We start from the raw sequence: 17,408 nt of genomic DNA on the forward strand, positions 1-17,408 counted from the left end.
CTACACGTCCCGCTTTTCCAGCAGGACGATGCCGATGGCCCAGAACACCGCTGCCCAGGCCACGAAGATACCGAGGGACTGCCACACGGTGAAGTGGGCGGTGGGGACGTCGAAGGCGAAGGCGTAGAGGTTCGAAAACGGCAGGTACGGCGCCACGGTGTCGCCGACGCGGGGGATGATGCCGATGATCCCCTCGACGACGAACTGGAGCCCGAAGGCGAGCGTGATGGCGCCGGCGGTGTTGCGCACAATCCACCCGAGGCCCTGCACCATCAGCACGAGGGCGGCGGCCGTCAGCGGCAGCGCCCAGAGCGCGCGGGTGGTGGCCACATTGGTGGTCCAGTCGGCGGGGTTGTAGGCGATGGCGTCACCGAGCGTGAAGGAGACGACGAGGGTGGCCAGGGCAAGCACCGCCGCGATGAGGGCGTAAAGCACGAGCTTCGTCGCGCCGACAGTCCACCGGGCGGGGGTGAGCCGGTAGGTGGTGGCGGGGATGCCGAAGCGGTATTCGGTGGTCACCGTCATGGCCGCCTGGACGGTGAAGATGACGAGGGAGATGAGGGTGACCGTCATCACGACAGTCAGCGGCACGTAGGCCATGGCGAGCTCGGTGTCGGCGGCGGCCATGGTGGCGGTGACCACGGCGGGCAAAAAGATCAGCAGGCCACTAGTCCACCAGAGGGAGGCGGTGGTGCGCAGCTTGGTCCATTCGGAGGCAAAGAGGTTAAGCATGGAAGTCCTCCTGGGCAGAGTACTGAGCGTGTCCTTCGGTGGAGTGCAGGTAGGCGTCCTCGAGGGAGCCGCGGCGCTCGCTGAGCTCGGCGAGCTGCACGCCGTGGCGGAAGGCCAGGGCGCCGATCTCGTCGCTGGTGCGGCCCTCGACGGTGACCATCGGGCGCCCGGCGTGGTCGGCGCCGCGCACGAACGGGATCGCCTCGGCGTTCAGCGCGGCCTCAAGCTCTTCGGTGGAGGCGGGGCGCACGAGCGCGGCGACGGCGGAGTTGGCGGCGATGAACTCGTCGACGGAGGTGTCGGCGACCAGCTTGCCGCGGCCGATGACCACGAGGCGGTCGGCGGTCTGCGACATTTCCGCCAGCAGGTGCGAGGAGACGAGGATGGTGCGGCCTTCGTCGGCGAGCCGGCGCAGCAGGGAGCGCACCCAGCGGATGCCCTCGGGGTCGAGGCCGTTGATCGGCTCGTCGAGGATGAGCACCTCCGGGTCACCGAGCATGGCGGAGGCGATGCCGAGGCGCTGGCCCATGCCGAGGGAGAAGCCGCCGACCTTCTTGCCGGCCACCTCCGTCAGGCCCACCAGCTCCAGGACCTCGGCGACGCGGGAGGCGGGCAGCCCGGCGGCGCGCGCCTGCCAGAGCAGGGTGTTGCGGGCGGTGCGGTTGGGGTGGACGCCTTTGGCGTCGAGGAGTGCGCCAACCTTCCGGGCGGGCTCGGAGAGCTGGCGGTAGGGTGAGCCGTCGATAAGCGCAGTGCCCGACGTCGGCGTGTCCAGGCCGAGCATCATGCGCATGGTGGTGGATTTGCCGGACCCGTTCGGGCCGAGGAATCCCGTGACCACCCCGGGGTTAACGGTAAAGGTGAGGCCGTCGACTGCCCGGACCTCACCGTAGACCTTTGTCAGGCCGTGCGCTTCAATCATGCGTCTCAGTATGCCCCAGCAGCCTGCTAAGCGACGCCTCGAAGCCCGGGTGCAGGGGCAACGAGCGAACGTCCGCCAGGCGCACCCACCGCAGATCCTCGCTTTCCGCGTTCGGCGTGACCTCGATGGGCGCGCCGGTCGTTGTCGTGGCCATGACGGTGGTGTAGCTCCACCCGGAGTCGAAGGGCCCCGCGGTAACCAGCGCGTCGTGCACGCGGACGAGGGAGGGGTCGATCGCGCACTCTTCCACCGCCTCGCGCAGTGCCGCCTCGGCGACCGTCTCGTGCGAGTCGCGCGCCCCGCCGGGCAGGCCCCACGTGCCGCCCTGCGCCGTCCACGGCGCCCGGTGCTGTAACAAGACGGTGTCGCCTGCCTGCAAGAACAGCCCGGCGGCGCCGAAGCGCCCCCACAGCCTTAATCCGTTCGGTCCCTCGACCCAGCCGTTTCCGTCTCCTTCCATATCCCCCACAATAGGCAAAACCCTTCCCCTCCCGGAAAGCCACGATATTCTTGTCTGTTATGCGTGAGGCGACGAGCTCCGAACGCGGCACGGGCACCGCGACGGCTGCGCCGCGCCCCACGGAAACGGCCGGGGGCGACGACTGGCTCGACAGCCTCGAGGAGCGCCCGGAAAACCGCGGGGCCCGTTCCTTTGTGGCGGACACCTTCACCGGCCCGCTGCGCTGGGTGCGCCGGGTCATCGACTTCGCGGGCACCACCCCGGGCCGCATCATCGCGATGATGGTGGTGCTCACCCTCGCCCTCGTCGCCGCCGGGTGGGCCATGAGCTACTCCATGTCCCAGCGCCAGCAGTCGCTCAACAGCGTGGTCAACGCGACGGAGCCGATGAGCAACTCGGCGCACGTGCTCTACACCTCGCTCTCGCAGGCGGATACCGTCTCCACCACGGGATTCATCTCGCCGGGCATGGTCGCGCAGCAGGACATGCACCTCTACCTCGCCTCCCTGGATCGCGCCATCGTGGCCGCCACCGAGATCATGGAGGGCGCCGTCGACGCCAGCACGGGCGAGACCCGCGAGGAGCTTCGCGACCTCGTCGTGCAACTGCAGCGCGACGTTCCCCTCTACGCCGGCATCATGGAGCGCGCGAAGACCAACCAGCGGATGGGCAACCCCGTCGGCGTCGCCTACATGTCGCAGGCCTCGGGCCTCATGCGCGAGCGCATGCTTGACGACGCCTCCGCCCTCTCCCAGCTCACCCGCGAGCAGGTGGCCACCCAGATGGACGAGCTTTCCTCCCCCCAGTGGGTGCCGCTATCCGGGCTGGCCGCCGCCCTGATCTTTTTGGTTCTCGCGCAGCTCTACCTGTGGCGCGTCTTCCGCCGCCGCCTGAACAAGGGCTTCCTCGTGGCCAGCGCCCTGATGGTCGTGGCCATCGCGTGGGTCGGCGGCTCCAACTACGCGGCGTGGCGCTCCGGCGCGGTCGGCTTCGAGGCGGCCTCGAACCCGTGGGAGGAGCTCACGGGCGCGCGTATCGACGCCCAAGAGACCCGCACCGACGAGATCTTCGCGCTGCTGCGCCGCCAGAGCGTCGACGAATCCGAGAACTCGTTTTCGGGCACCTACGCCTCCGTCACCGCCGCCCTCGACACCGCCGCCGAGACCGCCGACCCCTACCTCATCCAGTCCGGCCGCGACGCCCTGGACACGTGGCGCGACGCCAACAGGGTCCTCGTGGACACCCTCAACGAGGGCCGCTTCGACGCCGCCATCGACATCCTCACCGACACCTCAACCGGGCCCGACGAGTCCTCCGCCCTGGCCTACGCCCAGCTGGACTCGGTGTTTTCCGAGCTCATCAAGCAATCGCGCGCGGACATGCGCGAGTACATCGGCGCCTCCCTCGACGCCACCCGCGCCGTATCGGGGGCCGTGGCCGTGTTGACCTTCTTGTCCATCCTCGCCATCTGGCTCGGCATCCGCCGCCGCCTGAGGGAGTACCTGTGATGAAACGCCTTGCCGCCCTCGCACTGGCCGCCTCCTTCAGCCTGGCCGCCTGCGCGCCCAGCCCGGCGCCCGTCGCGCCCTCCGACCCGCCGCTGGCGCACTCCGGCCTGCCGCTTCCCGCCGGCGCGCAGCTCGACCCCGCCGGCGTCGACCCCACCAGCGCCTTCGTCGACGACGCCTTCTGGCCAGGCTCGCTGCGGCCCGACTCCCTCACCCCCGGCGAGCGCGTGCCCGACATCCTCCAGCGCGGGCGCATCATCGTCGGGGTCGACCAGTCCCAGTACCTGCTGTCCTACCGCGACACGGCGGCCGGGGACCTGCGCGGCTTCGAGGTCGACCTAGCCCGCGAGATCGCCCGCGACATCTTCGGCGACCCGGGCAGGGTGGACTTCCGCTTCGTCGAATCCGGCCGGCGCGTCGAAGCCCTCGAGGACGGCGACGTGGACATCGTGGTGCGCACCATGTCCATCACCCCGGAACGCGCCGAGCGCTCCGACTTCTCCGTGCCCTACCTGGCCAGCGCGGTGCGCCTGTTCACCCCGCTCAACAGCGAGATCGGCGGCATCTCCGACGCGGAGGGCAAGATCGTCTGCGTAGTCGACGGCTCGAACCTGCTCGAGCTCGCCCGCACCGTCGCACCCCGCTCCCGCATCCTGCGCACCCGCTCCTGGGCTGACTGCCTCATGGCCACCCAGCAGTACCAGGCCGACGCCGTGCTCGCCGACGACGCCATCCTCGCCGGGATGTCCGCCCAGGACCCCCACTCCCGCGTGCTCAGCGAAACCTTCGGCACCCAGAACTACGCCGTGGGCGTGCGCCGCGGCCGCGACGGTCTGGTGCGCCAGGTCAACGAAACCATCGAGCGGATCCGCGACGACGGCACCTGGCAGGCGATACGCGCGGACTGGCTCGACGGCGCCCTGACCAGCCCGGTGCAGCCGGCGGCGCGCTACCGCGAGGAACCCGACGGAGGAGAACATGGCTGACAAGCAGCAACCCGAACCCACCGAGGCCGTCTCCTTCGACCCCTTCGCCGACGACGAGGACGACGCCACCGCGGCCGTCGCCTTCGACCCCTTCGCCGACGACGAGGACGACACGGACACGCACCCCGTCGACAGCGGCCCCGGCGAGGAGTACGCCGGGCTCGGCGACATAGCCGGCCTGCTCAAGGACCTGGACAAGCTGCGCGAAAGCTCGGCGCAGGAGAACTCCTCCCAGCGCTCCCGGCGCCTGGCGCTGGACACCTTCCGCGAGCTGCGCGGGGCCAAGCGCGCGACCCGCACCGTCGCCGACGGCATGGTGGAGCTGCCGTGGGTCGCCCCGGGCGAGCCCAGTGAGGCACTCGTCGACCCCCGCGCAGCCCACACGAACAAGGGCGTCCCCATGCCGCAGCTTCACCCGGGCGACATCGTGGCCAGCCAGTACGAGGTGATGGGCGTTATCGCCCACGGCGGCATGGGCTGGATCTACCTCGCCCACGACCACCACGTTGCCGGCCGCGTCGTGGTGCTCAAGGGGCTGCACTCCACCAAGAACGTCGACGAGACCGCCGCCGCAGCCGCCGAGCGCGAGTTCCTCGCCGACATCACCCACCCCGGGATCGTCAAAATCTTCAACTTCATCGACGACCCGCGCGTGCCCGGCGGCTTCATCGTCATGGAGTACGTCGGCGGCCCCTCTCTTCGCGAGCGCCGCAACGCCGAAGCGAACCACCTCTTGCCCGTCGACATCGCCATCGCCTACATCCTCGAGGTCCTTCCCGCGCTGGCCTACCTGCACTCGCGCGGGGTGGTCTACAACGACCTGAAACCCGACAACATCATCGTCACGGAGGACCAGGTCAAGCTCATCGACCTGGGCGCCGTCTCCGGCATCGGCGCCTACGGCTACATCTACGGCACCAAGGGCTTTCAGGCACCGGAAGTCGCGTCGGAGGGGCCGTCGATAAGCAGCGATATCTACACCATCGGCCGCACCCTCGCCTCGCTGGTGGTGGACTTGCCGCGCGATAACGGCGTGTACGCACCGGGCATTCCCTCCCCCACCCGCGAGCCGACGTTCCGCCGCTACCTCTCGCTCTACCGGCTGCTGCTGCGCTGCTGCAACCCCGACCCCGCGCAGCGTTTCGCCAGCGTCTCCGAGCTCGAAGGCCAGCTGCTCGGCGTGCTGCGCGAGTGCCTGGCCATCCGCGACGGCGTGACCTACCCCGCCCAGCACTCCCTGTTCTCCCCACAGCGCACCACCTTCGGTACAAAGCACCTGGTCTTTCGCACGGACCAACTTATCGACGGCATCTCCCGCACCGTCGAAATCACCCCGCAGGAGGTCTTCTCCGCGCTGCCCTCGCCGCTGATTGACCGCAACGACATCGGCGCCTCCATGATCCAGGGCACCTCCTACCAGGAGCCGCAGGAGACGCTGGAGAACCTGCGCCAGGCCATGCAGACGCCGCAATACGAGGAATCCACGGAAATCCCCTTCGGCGTCGTGCGCGCGATGCTCGACATGGGCCTGACCTACCAGGCGCGCGGCTGGCTGTCCTCTCTGAGCGAGAAGCTGAAGACCAACTGGCGCTACGCCTGGTATTCCGGCGTGATCAACATGCTGCTCGGCGACTACCCCGAGGCCCAAAGCGACTTCACCAGCGTCCTCTCCCAGGTCCCGGGCGAAGCCGCCCCCAAGCTCGCCATTGCCGCCGTCGACGAGCTCATCTGCCAGCAGATCGCCCCCACCAGCACGGACTTGCTTGTCGACGACATCGCCCGCGCCAGCACCGGCATCCGCACAAACCTCGCCGACGTGCCCAACAGCGTCTTCGAGGAGTGGGAGGAGCGCGGCCTGCTCACCCCCGAGTGGCTGCTCATCACCGACGACCCCGCCATCTTGCGCTACAACTCCCTGCGCCTCTACGCCCTCGTGTGGCAAACCAACCCGGCGACCGTCTCCGCCGCCTTCGGGCTGGCGCGCCTGCTCATGGCCGAATCCGAAGTCGAGCTCGCCGTCGCCGCCCTCGACCGAGTGCCGCAGTCCTCGCGCCACCACCGCATGGCCCGGTTGACCACCATCCTGGACCTCGTCTCCGCCTCCCTCACCGAATCCCGCATCCGCCGCGCCGCCCGCCGACTGGAGGAGATCCCCAGCAACGAACCGCGCTTTCTGCAGATCAAGGTCTACGTCCTGCGCGCCGGCCTGACCTTCCTGCGCGACGCGGGCGTGGAAAAGGCGGCGGCGGACCACAACCTCTTCGAGTACCCCTTCACCGTGCAGGGGCTGCGGGAGGGAATCGCCACCACCCTGCGCGAACAGGCCCGCGTGGCCCCCTACGCCCACCACCGCTACGCCCTCGTGGACATGGCCAACAAGGTCCGGCCGGCCACCTGGTTCTGAGCCTGCGTCAGCGCAATCGCCTCACGCACCCACCGCACCAGATTGCCGTTACTCACATCGTCCCAGCTGGCGCGGATGAGCACCTTGTCACCGTGCATCGCCCAACGCTCGCGCTCGCGTTCCTCGCGCGTCACGCCCTTCCAGTCGTCGGCCCATTTGCTCTTCCCGTCGGCCTCCACCACGACGACATCGTTGATCACCATGTCGTGCCTGCCCACCTTTGGCTCCCCCCACGACGTGACGTACCGGAATGGCACTTGCTGCTCAAGCTTCACCAACCCCGGGATCTCCGCAACCAGGATGTTGTCGCGTGCTTGCGTCTCCAGCGGACTCTCGCTCAACGGGCTGGCATACTCCACCAGCTCCCGGAACTGCCTAATCGTTTTCGCCCTGGGCAACACAGCCACCCACCTCAGCAGCTCGCCCTTTTCCACCCCGTTGATCTGCAGCGCCGACTCCACCGCCACCAGCGCCTCCGCCCGGCCGTAGTAGCGGTACGTATCAAACAGCGCCATCGCCAGCGACGTCATCATCACCGAACCGCGCTCCCTGACGTGCTGCGGCGTCAGCATACCGCTGCGGTACACCACCCCCTGCGGCCACAACGCGCGGGACTTCGCTCGTGTTGTCCCCTCCAGCACGAGGTCGATGCTGTCAACCCACGACAACGTCTTCACCCCCATCAACCGCAACGCCGCCGGCCCTGTGAGCACCGCTTTGCGCCTGTACCTGGTGTAGAGGTACATGATCCTCTCGAATTCTTTTTCCCCCGAGTTCACTCTCATGCGCTCTGTCTAGCAGCCCCCGTAGGGTGCGCGCGCGAAATGCTCGCTTCACTGTGGATAACGCTGTTCACGTGGCGCTGTTATCCACAGTTTCGGTGAGGCGGGTTGCGGTTGTGGGTTTTCTGTGGGTCAGCGGGTTTTGGGGTTTGATTTCACGCTGAGGTCGACCGTGGTCTTCCGGGGGTTAGGCGACCTGGGGAATTGCGGGCTCGATGTCGCTGAGGTCGACCGTAGTCGACGTCAACGCACCCGGGGGTTAGGCGACCAGGGGAATTGCGGGCTCGATGTCGCTGAGGTCGACCGTAGTCGACGTCAACGTTTTCGGGGGTTAGGCGACCAGGGGTTTTACACCCAGAAAACCCTTGAGGTCGACCGTGGTCGACGTCAACGTATCCGGGGGTTAGGCGACCTGGGGATTTTGGGGCTCGATTTCGCTGAGGTCGACCGTAGTCGACGTCAACGCACCCGGGGGTTAGGCGACCAGGGAAAATGCACCCAGAAAACCCTTGACGTCGACCGTAGTCGACCTCAACGCAACCGGAGGTTAGACGACCAGGGAAAATGCACCCAGAAAACCCTTGAGGTCGACCGTAGTCGACGTCAGCGCATCCGGAGGTTAGACGACCAGGGGAAATGCACCCAGAAAACCCTTGAGGTCGACCGTAGTCGACCTCAACGCGCAACGAAGATACGCGACCCGGGGAAATGCACCCAGGAAACCCCTGACGTCGACCGCAGTCGACGTCAACGCGCAACAGGGGCACGCAAACCCCAGCACCTAAAAAACAAAACCCAACGACCAGCCCCTACGCCTTCGTCGCCAGCCGTGCTGCCTTCTGGGCGATCGCGAGTTCCTCGTTGGTGGGCACGACGAGGACTTTCACTGTGGAGGCGTCGGTGGAGATGATGCGCGGGCCGTCGTTGGGGGCGGCGTTGCGCTCGGGGTCGACCTCGATGCCGTACATCTCGAGGTTATCCAGGGCGTCGCGGCGCACGTAGCCGTCGTTTTCGCCGACGCCGGCTGTGAAGGTGATGGCGTCGACGCGCCCGAGGGCGATCATGTAGGAGCCGATGTAGCGGCGCAGCTGGTTGATGTAGACGTTGTACGCCATCCAGGCGTCCTGGTCCTCGTCGTCGATCAGGGCGCGCAGTTGGCGGAAGTCGTTGACGCCGGATAGGCCCTTGACGCCGGACTGGCGGTTGAGCAGGTTGTCGATCTCGTCGATGCTCATGCCCGCCTGGCGGGAGAGGTGGAAGATGATGCCGGGGTCGATATCGCCGCTGCGGGTGCCCATGACCAGGCCGGCGAGGGGCGTCAGGCCCATGGAGGTGTCGATGGGCTGGCCGTTGACCACCGCGGAGCAGGACGCTCCGTTGCCGAGGTGGAGCACGATTTGGCGGGTGTGCGCCGGGTCGCGGCCGATGAGCTGCGGCACCTGGGAGGAGACGAACTCGTGGGAGGTGCCGTGGAAACCGTAGCGGCGGATCTTGTGCTTGCTGGCCACCTCGGCGTTGATGGCGTAGACGGCGGCTGCGGGGGGCAGGTTCTGGAAGAAGCCGGTGTCGAAGACGGCGACGTGCGGGATGTCCGGCAAAAGCTCGCGCGCGACCTCAATGCCGTCGACGTTGGCGGGGTTGTGCAGCGGGGCGAGCGGGATGAGATCACGGATCTTCTCCACGACGGCGTCGACGATAATCTCCGGCTCGGAAAAGACCATGCCGCCGTGCACCACGCGGTGCCCGACCGCGGTGATGTCGAGCTGGGTGGGTCCCACGCCCTGCTCGTCGAGGATGCGGAAGGCCTCGGCGAGCCCTTCGCGGTGCGTCGAGATTCGCTTTTCGACGACTTCCTTACCGCCCGGGTGCTTCACGGTGATAGCCCCGGAGTCCTCCCCGATCTGTTCGACGAGCCCGGAGACGTGCGGGGCGTCGCCGGCGTCGGCGTTCGGGTCGACGATCTGGAACTTGATCGAGGACGAACCGGAGTTGATGACCAAAGAGTACATTTACTTGCCCCCTGCCTGGATCGCGGTGATGGCCACGGTGTTGACGATGTCGCGGACTGTCGCGCCGCGAGAAAGGTCGTTGACCGGCTTGTTCAGGCCCTGCAGGATCGGGCCGACGGCGAGCGCGTCGCCGGTACGCTGGGCGATCTTGTAGCCGATGTTGCCGGCCTCGAGGTCGGGGAAGATGAACACGTTAGCCTGGCCAGCCACCGGGGAATCGGGCGCCTTCTTCTTCCCCACGCCGGGGTCGCAGGCGGCGTCGAACTGCAGCGGGCCGTCGACCTTCAGCTCGGGGTCGGCGGCGCGGGCGGCGGAGACCACCTCGATGGCGCGGTCGACGTCCGGGCCCGACCCGGAGGAGCCGGTGGAGTAGGACAGGACCGCCACCTTCGGGTCGATACCGAACTGCGCCGCGGTCGCCGCGGAGACGGCAGTGATCTCGGCGAGCTGTTCGGTGCTGGGGTTCGGGTTGACCGCGCAGTCCCCGAAGGCCCACAGCCTCCCGCGCATGACCATGAGGAAGATCGAGGACACCACGGAGGCGCCGGGGGCGGTCTTAATGATCTGGAAGGAGGGCTTGATCGTGTGGGCGGTGGTGTGGGCGGCGCCCGAGACCATGCCGTCGGCAAGGCCCTTGTGCACCATCATGGTGGCGAAGTAAGAGATGTCGCGCATGGTCTCGCGGGCGTCGTCAAGCGAAATGCCCTTGGACTTGCGCAGCTCGGCGAAGTCGGCGGCGAACTCCTCGAGGAGGTCCGACTCGAGGTGGTTGATGACGTTGGCCTGCGACAGGTCCACCCCGATCTCGGCGGCGCGGCGCTCGATGTCGTCGGGGTGACCGAAGATCGTCAGCGTGACCACGTCCTTCTTCAGCAGCTCACCGGCCGCCTTCAGAATGCGGTCGTCGTCGCCCTCCGGCAAGACGATGTGGGCCCGCTTCTGCCGGGCGCGGTCAACCAGCCAGGCCTCGAAGACCACCGGCGACATGACCCGCCCGGCGCCCTCCTCGACGCTCGCCAACGCGTCCTCGAGGCCGTCGGCGGTGACCACCGTCGCGGTCGCGCCGAGGGACTCAACCTGGCTGCTCACTAGCTCGTCCCGATCCGTGGAATCCGCAAGGACCACCACCGGGATACCAAGCGCGGACGCGAGGTCGGCGTCGAAGGCAAGGGAGCCGGTGCCGACGACCAAAGCAGCGCTTTCCGACGCCGAAACAGCAGCGTACGCCTCACGAAGGTTCGTGGAGCTCACGCGCACCAGGTCGAGGTTGCGCGAAGCGGCGAGCTGCTCGAGATCGACCCCCTCAAAGCTGCGGTTGGCGAGGGTGACAAGGACAGAGTGCGGAGCGGACAATGTTCTACCTTTCATTTTCGCGTGCTACGCAGTGAGGTGCACCAAACTCTTCCCAGTGTATCGGTGTGATTCGGAAGAGAAAGCGAAATTTCGGTGAACAGCGTCACAAAGGAGAAACCCCGCCTCCACTGTTAGACCGGAGGCGGGGTTCTTCAGACGCCGCTCTGTCAGGCGTCCATCCCGTTATTAGCTCTCCAGGCTGGAGGAGCCTTCGTCCATGGCTCCCTCAGCGGAGTCTCCCGCGGAGGAACCCAGGCTGGAGGAACCTGCCGAGGATCCTGCGGTGGAGGTGCCGCCCGGGGTGCAGGCATCCGCGATGGCGAGACCCGCCAGGACGACTGCGGCCACACCAGCAAGGGTGGCTGCTGCAGAGCCGAGGTTCAGGTTGAACCTAGCCAGCTGCGCGTCGATCCGCTCCACCTGCTGAGCCAGGCCCGGGTGGAAGATATTGGCCTGCTGCTGCACGGCGGTGTTGAAGTCGCGGATCTGAGTCCTCGCCTGCTCGAAGAACGGCTCGAGACCCGGAATTGCGAGCTGCGAAGCCAGACCCAGCGGGATCAGAGCCAGTAGCGGAACGCCGAAGCCGACACTCGTAGCAATGCAACGGTTGCGCTCATCCTCGTCGAGCGAGGAGCCTCCGTCACGCTGCGCGACCTCAACAACAACCGTGTCAAGAACATTGCCCTCCGGATCCCGAACCTCAACAGTGATCTTGTCACCAGGCTTCGCACCCTCAGACGGCGTCACAACAAGGTTGCCCTCGTTATCAATCTTCGCCGAACCCGGACCCCTGATCACAATCTCAGCACCATCCGGCACCGGGCCACCCTGATTCGGCAACTCCACAGAACCACCAGGCTTCACCGAACCATCATTCCAGTCCGGAGCCGCAACAGGCGCCGTCACCGTAACAGTGACCTCAACCTCATCCTTAGAACCATCCGGATACGTCACAACCACAGTGCCCGAAAGCTCAGAACCAGGCTCAGCACCCTCCGGCACCTGCACCGTCACCTCACCAGTGTTCGCATCAACACTGAAGCTCGGCGACTCAGTCGCAAACTGCGTACCCTCCGGCAACTCCGGATCACCCGTCTGCGGCAGCTTCACCTCAGAACCAGGCAGACCACTACCAGGCCCATAACCCGGGTTGTTCACATCAGCATCCGACGGGGCGACCTCAACAACAACCGTGTCAAGAACATTGCCCTCCGGATCCCGAACCTCAACAGTGATCTTGTCACCAGGCTTCGCACCCTCAGACGGCGTCACAACAAGGTTGCCCTCGTTATCAATCTTCGCCGAACCCGGACCCCTGATCACAATCTCAGCACCATCCGGCACCGGGCCACCCTGATTCGGCAACTCCGCAGAACCACCAGGCTTCACCGAACCATCATTCCAGTCCGGAGCCGCAACAGGCGCCGTCACCGTAACAGTGACCTCAACCTCATCCTTAGAACCATCCGGATACGTCACAACCACAGTGCCCGAAAGCTCAGAACCAGGCTCAGCACCCTCCGGCACCTGCACCGTCACCTCACCAGTGTTCGCATCAACACTGAAGCTCGGCGACTCAGTCGCAAACTGCGTACCCTCCGGCAACTCCGGATCACCCGTCTGCGGCAGCTTCACCTCAGAACCAGGCAGACCACTACCAGGCCCATAACCCGGGTTGTTCACATCAGCATCCGACGGGGCGACCTCAACAACAACCGTGTCAAGAACATTGCCCTCCGGATCCCGAACCTCAACAGTGATCTTGTCACCAGGCTTCGCACCCTCAGACGGCGTCACAACAAGGTTGCCCTCGTTATCAATCTTCGCCGAACCCGGACCCCTGATCACAATCTCAGCACCATCCGGCACCGGGCCACCCTGATTCGGCAACTCCGCAGAACCACCAGGCTTCACCGAACCATCATTCCAGTCCGGAGCCGCAACAGGCGCCGTCACCGTAACAGTGACCTCAACCTCATCCTTAGAACCATCCGGATACGTCACAACCACAGTGCCCGAAAGCTCAGAACCAGGCTCAGCACCCTCCGGCACCTGCACCGTCACCTCACCAGTGTTCGCATCAACACTGAAGCTCGGCGACTCAGTCGCAAACTGCGTACCCTCCGGCAACTCCGGATCACCCGTCTGCGGCAGCTTCACCTCAGAACCAGGCAGACCACTACCAGGCCCATAACCCGGGTTGTTCACATCAGCATCCGACGGGGCGACCTCAACAACAACCGTGTCAAGAACATTGCCCTCCGGATCCCGAACCTCAACAGTGATCTTGTCACCAGGCTTCGCACCCTCAGACGGCGTCACAACAAGGTTGCCCTCGTTATCAATCTTCGCCGAACCCGGACCCCTGATCACAATCTCAGCACCATCCGGCACCGGGCCACCCTGATTCGGCAACTCCGCAGAACCACCAGGCTTCACCGAACCATCATTCCAGTCCGGAGCCGCAACAGGCGCCGTCAGGTCGACAACCACGTTGCCTTTCGCGACCACAGCGCCGTTGCCATCGGCCAACTCAACAGGCAAGGACACCTCAGGAGCCTCGTTACCCGCAGGGTTCACCGCAGCGTTCGCACCAGGAGTAACCGTCACCTGGCCCTCAACAGAATCCAGCTCAGCAACAATATCGTCGCTCGCATCATCAGGGTTGGCACCCCTGTTGATGATCCGGTTCGGATTCTCCGCATCGCGCTCCCAACCAGCAGGCAGCTCAGCCGGGAAGCGGAACGTAGCACCCTCCGGCTTAACAACCCCCTCCGGCAACGTCGGCTCCCCCGTCGACACCGGGGTACCCGGCGTCGTGGTCAACGCGGGGTAATTCAGTGCAGACGGATCGGTGGGCGCACCATCAACGACGACCGTGGCAAATACGGTGTCGCGCTCGCCGTCCGAGTACTCGATGACCACGGGGATCTTGTGCTCGCCAACGGGAGCATCCGGAGTGATCGTGATGGTCCCGTCGGTGTTTACCGTAGCCCAATCAGGCACATCTTCAGACTGGTAGTACGTGACACCTTCGGGCGCCTCAACCTCTTCCCCGGACGCCGCCTCCGTGAAGGTCGGGGCCGGGACGACGCCGCCTTCGCCCTCAGGGAAGGTGGCCGGCTGGTAGGTGGCCTTCGGGTTCTGCCCACGGACCACGAAAGTGTCCGATGCCATTTCGACCCCGTTGCCGGCGATGAAGACCGCCTCGTACACCTGGCCCGGCCGAGCGTCATCGGGAACGGTGAACGTGCACCCTGGTTGCACGCCGGGAGCTCTGACCTCGCATGTCTTGAGAGCCTGCGTCGACCCAGGGGTGCGCCAGACAATCGTGTTGCCGGGGAACAGCGGCAGGCGTCCGGTGAGGTTCAGCTCGGCGACCGAGCCCGGGCTGGCCGGGTTCTGCAGGTTATCGTAGTTGGTGATGTCCAACTGAAGCGGGTAGTGCGCGCTCTCTGCGAAACGCATGTTGTACACATTGTTCGGCAATGGGTTCCAACCCGGCACGATGCCCGGGTTTTCTCCGGCATTGCTGTTGTACGCCTGGAAAACAGGCGTCGGCCACGCGCTGTAGCCGCTGATCACGTTGCCTTCGGGGTCCTCAACCCACATGTACATGCGGTTCCGGTTGAAGCCATCCCCCATGCGGATGCTGTAGTCGCCATTAGCGTCGGTCACCGCCGACACGGTGCGATCAATCGGCTCTCGGCCGTTAGCACGCATCTCCTCGAACAGCCTCTTTGTAGCTGCGGCTTGGTTTTGCGCGGGCAAGCGATCGATCTCGCTGTATCGCGCAGCGGCTTCCCCGCTCAGCTGCGACGCGTAGACGGTGTAGCCTGCCCGAGGGGTATCCCCGCGGTTGCGGCCGGGCGCACCTACTGAGGTTCGGTCCCCATAGACTTCGAAGGACTCGAGGAAGACATTTCCGGAGATCGAGTTACTCACGAACGGGTTAACGGCAGGATTGGAAATGACCCCCCCACTATCCCTGGTGACATTCAGGTTCCCCGCACCATCGCGCGCAACCATGTAGGAGTTTTCCGCGACTGACGGAGGCTGCTCGTAGAGGAAGATCCCTGTCCTCTGCATGTTAATGCCGGTGAACACGAAGGATCCCTGCGCCGACGGGTTGGCCGCGTCGAAAACCTCGCGCCACTGCCCGGGGAGAGGGCCGCCCGCCTGCCGGAAGTAGATCAGGTCGTTGCCGGTCTCGTGGTTTTTTGCGTCTTCGGGATCGAGCCAGAGACGGTAGGCCTGGCCCGGGCCCGCATTAAAAATGTGGGGCTTCCCGTTCGCGTCAATGAAGGAGTACTCGCGGCCTGAACCGGGGGCATCCGGGTGAGTCCGTGGGTTTCCGTTCGCGTCCTTGGCACGGAGATCGAAAACGTAGCGCCCGTTGTTACCGTTACCGATGGAGTGAGTCTCCGCAGAGAAGACAGGAGAGACCTGACCGTCAGAGTCACGGAACTGCATGTACACGGTAACGCCGTTGATCCCAGCACCAGGCAGGGACGACGACGCCACAGTTTCCGCGTAGCCAACAGTACCGCTGAGCGTCGCGTACGCGTTGCTCATGCCAGTATCGTTGCGAACGTAGCCGTTAGCAATGCCATCTGCCGGGATGATGGCGCTAGCAGAAGGCACCGGCGGCGCGGGTTGCGCAGCCGTCTGCGCAACAGCGGTGGAGGCAAGGGTGGGGTTTGCCACAGCCGGGACAAAAGGTGCCACCAAGGCCAGCGAGAGGGCGGCTGCCGCAATCGAGGTGCCGCGCCGACGCGCAAAGTTGTGAGTGCTCATGTTTCCTTCCTTGAGCCAGCTCGAGTGGAGGTTCGGAGGTGGTTCGACGCGTAACCGGCCCACAGGCCAAAAACGGCGGAACGAACCATTAGGAGAAAGGCATAGGATTCCCAGTCAGCGACTACAGAATTGCCAGACTGCCAGGAGCTGTCGTTATCAGTTTTTGCTAGCTAGCGCGAGGTAATCGTCATATTTATTCATCCCGAGCATATTTTTGACCTATATGGCCGATAGGCTGCGGCTAATTACCTCTCCGAGCAGGGGAAACGTATGATGTGCTACAGACGGCGCCCGCTAATAAAAAGGCCGCCCATAGGGCGGCACTCATAAAATCTGCGCGGAATCTAGTCGCGCGCTCCCCCCACCAAGTCGCGCCGCGGCCTCCCCGGCGCGCTCGCGCGCCTCGGCGATGTCCTCGCCCGTCGAGCGCACCACCACGGTGTCGCCGACCACCACAACGCCCGTTTCGGCGACAGCCAGGGCCTCGGCGAGCGATTCCCGGGAAACCTTGCCGGCGCCGACGAAGCGGGCGGCCCCCGGGGACGTCAGGGTGACGTCGATAGGCAAGCCCAGCACCGCCCTGGCGTGCAGGTCGAACTCGTTGATGCGCTGGGTGGCGCCGGTGATCATTCCGTCAAGGGTGGGGCGGGGACTGACCTGAGAGAAGTAGACCTCGTCGCCGTCGACGAAGAGGTCGATAGCATAGATGCCCTGCACGCCGATGGCGCCCGAGATACGAGCGGCGATGGAGCGGGCGTTGTCCATCGCGTCGGCGCTGAGCGGGGCAGGCTGCCAGGCCTCGACGAGGCGACCGTCCTCGTGGCGGGTGCCGATGGGTTCGCAGAACCACGTGGCCAGCTGCCCCGTCGCCGGGTCGATGGAGCGCACAGTGAGGATGGTGCACTCGTAGTCGAAGTCGACGTAGCGCTCCACCGCCACTCGCCCCTCCTGGCCTGTGGCGGCGGCCTTGTCCCAGGCCTCGTCCAGCTCGGCGGGATCGGTGACAACGCTTTGCCCCTCGCCCCCGGTGGAGGTGCCCGGCTTGACCACGCACGGGTAGCCCACCCGCTCCGCAAAGGTGCGCAACTCCTCGGGCGTGTCCGCGAACTCGTAGGCCATCGTCGGCAGCCCGTGCTCCTCGGCGGCGGTGCGGCGGATGCCTTCGCGGTTGCGGGTGATCTCGCACGCAGCGACAGTGGGCACGAGCTCGGTGCCGGTGGACTGCTCAAGCTCGGCGAGCTGCTCGGTGGGCGCGGCCTCGCACACCACCGTCAGGGCGGGCACAGCCTCCCCCGTCCCGCGCGGCGGGATGCCCTGTGCCAGGCTGCCCACGCGGGGGATAAAACCCAGGCGGAGGAAGGAGGTGGCCAGCTCCTGGGCCAGCGTGCCGCTGCCCAGGATGAGAACCTGATTATTATCTGCCGAAGTCATGTGGGTCTGTTCCGCCTTTCGCTG

At 65.8% G+C, this 17,408-nt stretch carries 11 protein-coding genes; 3 read left to right on the top strand and 8 right to left on the bottom strand.

Annotation, left to right across the window (positions count from 1 at the left end; genetic code table 11):
• Genes CAURIS_RS09945 through CAURIS_RS09955 form a run of 3 tightly spaced genes read right to left on the bottom strand, consistent with a single transcriptional unit; the run spans window position 1 to window position 2,114 of the window.
• Window positions 1–732 (bottom strand): ABC transporter permease, encoded by a 732-nt coding sequence (locus tag CAURIS_RS09945; protein WP_290341897.1) that lies wholly within the window; start codon window positions 730–732, stop codon window positions 1–3.
• Window positions 725–1,654, bottom strand: a complete 930-nt coding sequence (locus CAURIS_RS09950) for an ABC transporter ATP-binding protein (protein WP_290341898.1) — start codon at window positions 1,652–1,654, stop codon at window positions 725–727. The genes CAURIS_RS09945 and CAURIS_RS09950 overlap by 8 nt, the downstream gene beginning before the upstream one ends.
• The gene (locus tag CAURIS_RS09955) at window positions 1,647–2,114 is read right to left on the bottom strand and encodes an NUDIX domain-containing protein (protein ID WP_290341899.1); all 468 of its coding nucleotides are present in this window, start codon (window positions 2,112–2,114) and stop codon (window positions 1,647–1,649) included. The genes CAURIS_RS09950 and CAURIS_RS09955 overlap by 8 nt, the downstream gene beginning before the upstream one ends.
• A 59-nt stretch (window positions 2,115–2,173) precedes the next feature.
• On the opposite strand from CAURIS_RS09955, the gene CAURIS_RS09960 reads away from it, so the two are divergent.
• Genes CAURIS_RS09960 through CAURIS_RS09970 form a run of 3 tightly spaced genes read left to right on the top strand, consistent with a single transcriptional unit; the run spans window position 2,174 to window position 7,012 of the window.
• A complete protein-coding gene (locus CAURIS_RS09960; protein ID WP_290341900.1) occupies window positions 2,174–3,622 on the top strand; it encodes a GlnX family signal transduction membrane protein in 1,449 nt (482 codons plus the stop codon).
• A complete protein-coding gene (locus CAURIS_RS09965; protein ID WP_290341901.1) occupies window positions 3,622–4,608 on the top strand; it encodes a glutamate ABC transporter substrate-binding protein in 987 nt (328 codons plus the stop codon). The genes CAURIS_RS09960 and CAURIS_RS09965 overlap by 1 nt, the downstream gene beginning before the upstream one ends.
• Window positions 4,601–7,012, top strand: coding sequence for a serine/threonine protein kinase (locus CAURIS_RS09970; protein ID WP_290341902.1), 2,412 nt, complete (start codon window positions 4,601–4,603; stop codon window positions 7,010–7,012). Before CAURIS_RS09965 ends, CAURIS_RS09970 begins: the two co-directional genes overlap by 8 nt.
• Here CAURIS_RS09970 and CAURIS_RS09975 read toward each other — a convergent pair.
• The 5 genes from CAURIS_RS09975 to CAURIS_RS09995 all read right to left on the bottom strand — a co-directional run bounded on the left by CAURIS_RS09975 (window position 6,961) and on the right by CAURIS_RS09995 (window position 17,384).
• Window positions 6,961–7,797: a hypothetical protein gene (locus tag CAURIS_RS09975; protein ID WP_290341904.1), complete on the bottom strand. Its 837-nt coding sequence runs from the start codon at window positions 7,795–7,797 to the stop codon at window positions 6,961–6,963. The two genes, CAURIS_RS09970 and CAURIS_RS09975, sit on opposite strands and share 52 nt — an antisense overlap.
• Before the next feature lie 806 nt (window positions 7,798–8,603).
• Entirely contained in the window at window positions 8,604–9,803 is a 1,200-nt protein-coding gene (locus CAURIS_RS09980) for an acetate kinase (protein ID WP_290341905.1), read from the bottom strand.
• Window positions 9,804–11,156, bottom strand: coding sequence for a phosphate acetyltransferase (gene pta / locus CAURIS_RS09985; protein ID WP_290341906.1), 1,353 nt, complete (start codon window positions 11,154–11,156; stop codon window positions 9,804–9,806). It abuts the gene before it with no gap.
• Between the two features lie 186 nt (window positions 11,157–11,342).
• On the bottom strand, window positions 11,343–15,953 hold the full coding sequence (locus CAURIS_RS09990; protein ID WP_290341907.1) for a Rib/alpha-like domain-containing protein: 4,611 nt from the start codon (window positions 15,951–15,953) through the stop codon (window positions 11,343–11,345).
• A 324-nt stretch (window positions 15,954–16,277) separates the two neighbouring features.
• On the bottom strand, window positions 16,278–17,384 hold the full coding sequence (locus CAURIS_RS09995) for an ATP-grasp domain-containing protein (protein WP_290341908.1): 1,107 nt from the start codon (window positions 17,382–17,384) through the stop codon (window positions 16,278–16,280).
• Window positions 17,385–17,408: the final 24 nt, after the last annotated feature.

Origin of the sequence: Corynebacterium auris (assembly GCF_030408575.1) — a bacterium.
Taxonomy (GTDB): domain Bacteria; phylum Actinomycetota; class Actinomycetes; order Mycobacteriales; family Mycobacteriaceae; genus Corynebacterium; species Corynebacterium auris.

Bases quoted from the DNA above. Each gene is read 5' to 3' on its own strand.
- CAURIS_RS09945 (WP_290341897.1), bottom strand. From the start codon at position 732: ATGCTTAACCTCTTTGCCTCCGAATGGACCAAGCTGCGCACCACCGCC.
- CAURIS_RS09950 (WP_290341898.1), bottom strand. From the start codon at position 1,654: ATGATTGAAGCGCACGGCCTGACAAAGGTCTACGGTGAGGTCCGGGCA.
- CAURIS_RS09955 (WP_290341899.1), bottom strand. From the start codon at position 2,114: ATGGAAGGAGACGGAAACGGCTGGGTCGAGGGACCGAACGGATTAAGG.
- CAURIS_RS09960 (WP_290341900.1), top strand. From the start codon at position 2,174: ATGCGTGAGGCGACGAGCTCCGAACGCGGCACGGGCACCGCGACGGCT.
- CAURIS_RS09965 (WP_290341901.1), top strand. From the start codon at position 3,622: ATGAAACGCCTTGCCGCCCTCGCACTGGCCGCCTCCTTCAGCCTGGCC.
- CAURIS_RS09970 (WP_290341902.1), top strand. From the start codon at position 4,601: ATGGCTGACAAGCAGCAACCCGAACCCACCGAGGCCGTCTCCTTCGAC.
- CAURIS_RS09975 (WP_290341904.1), bottom strand. From the start codon at position 7,797: ATGAGAGTGAACTCGGGGGAAAAAGAATTCGAGAGGATCATGTACCTC.
- CAURIS_RS09980 (WP_290341905.1), bottom strand. From the start codon at position 9,803: ATGTACTCTTTGGTCATCAACTCCGGTTCGTCCTCGATCAAGTTCCAG.
- CAURIS_RS09990 (WP_290341907.1), bottom strand. From the start codon at position 15,953: ATGAGCACTCACAACTTTGCGCGTCGGCGCGGCACCTCGATTGCGGCA.
- CAURIS_RS09995 (WP_290341908.1), bottom strand. From the start codon at position 17,384: ATGACTTCGGCAGATAATAATCAGGTTCTCATCCTGGGCAGCGGCACG.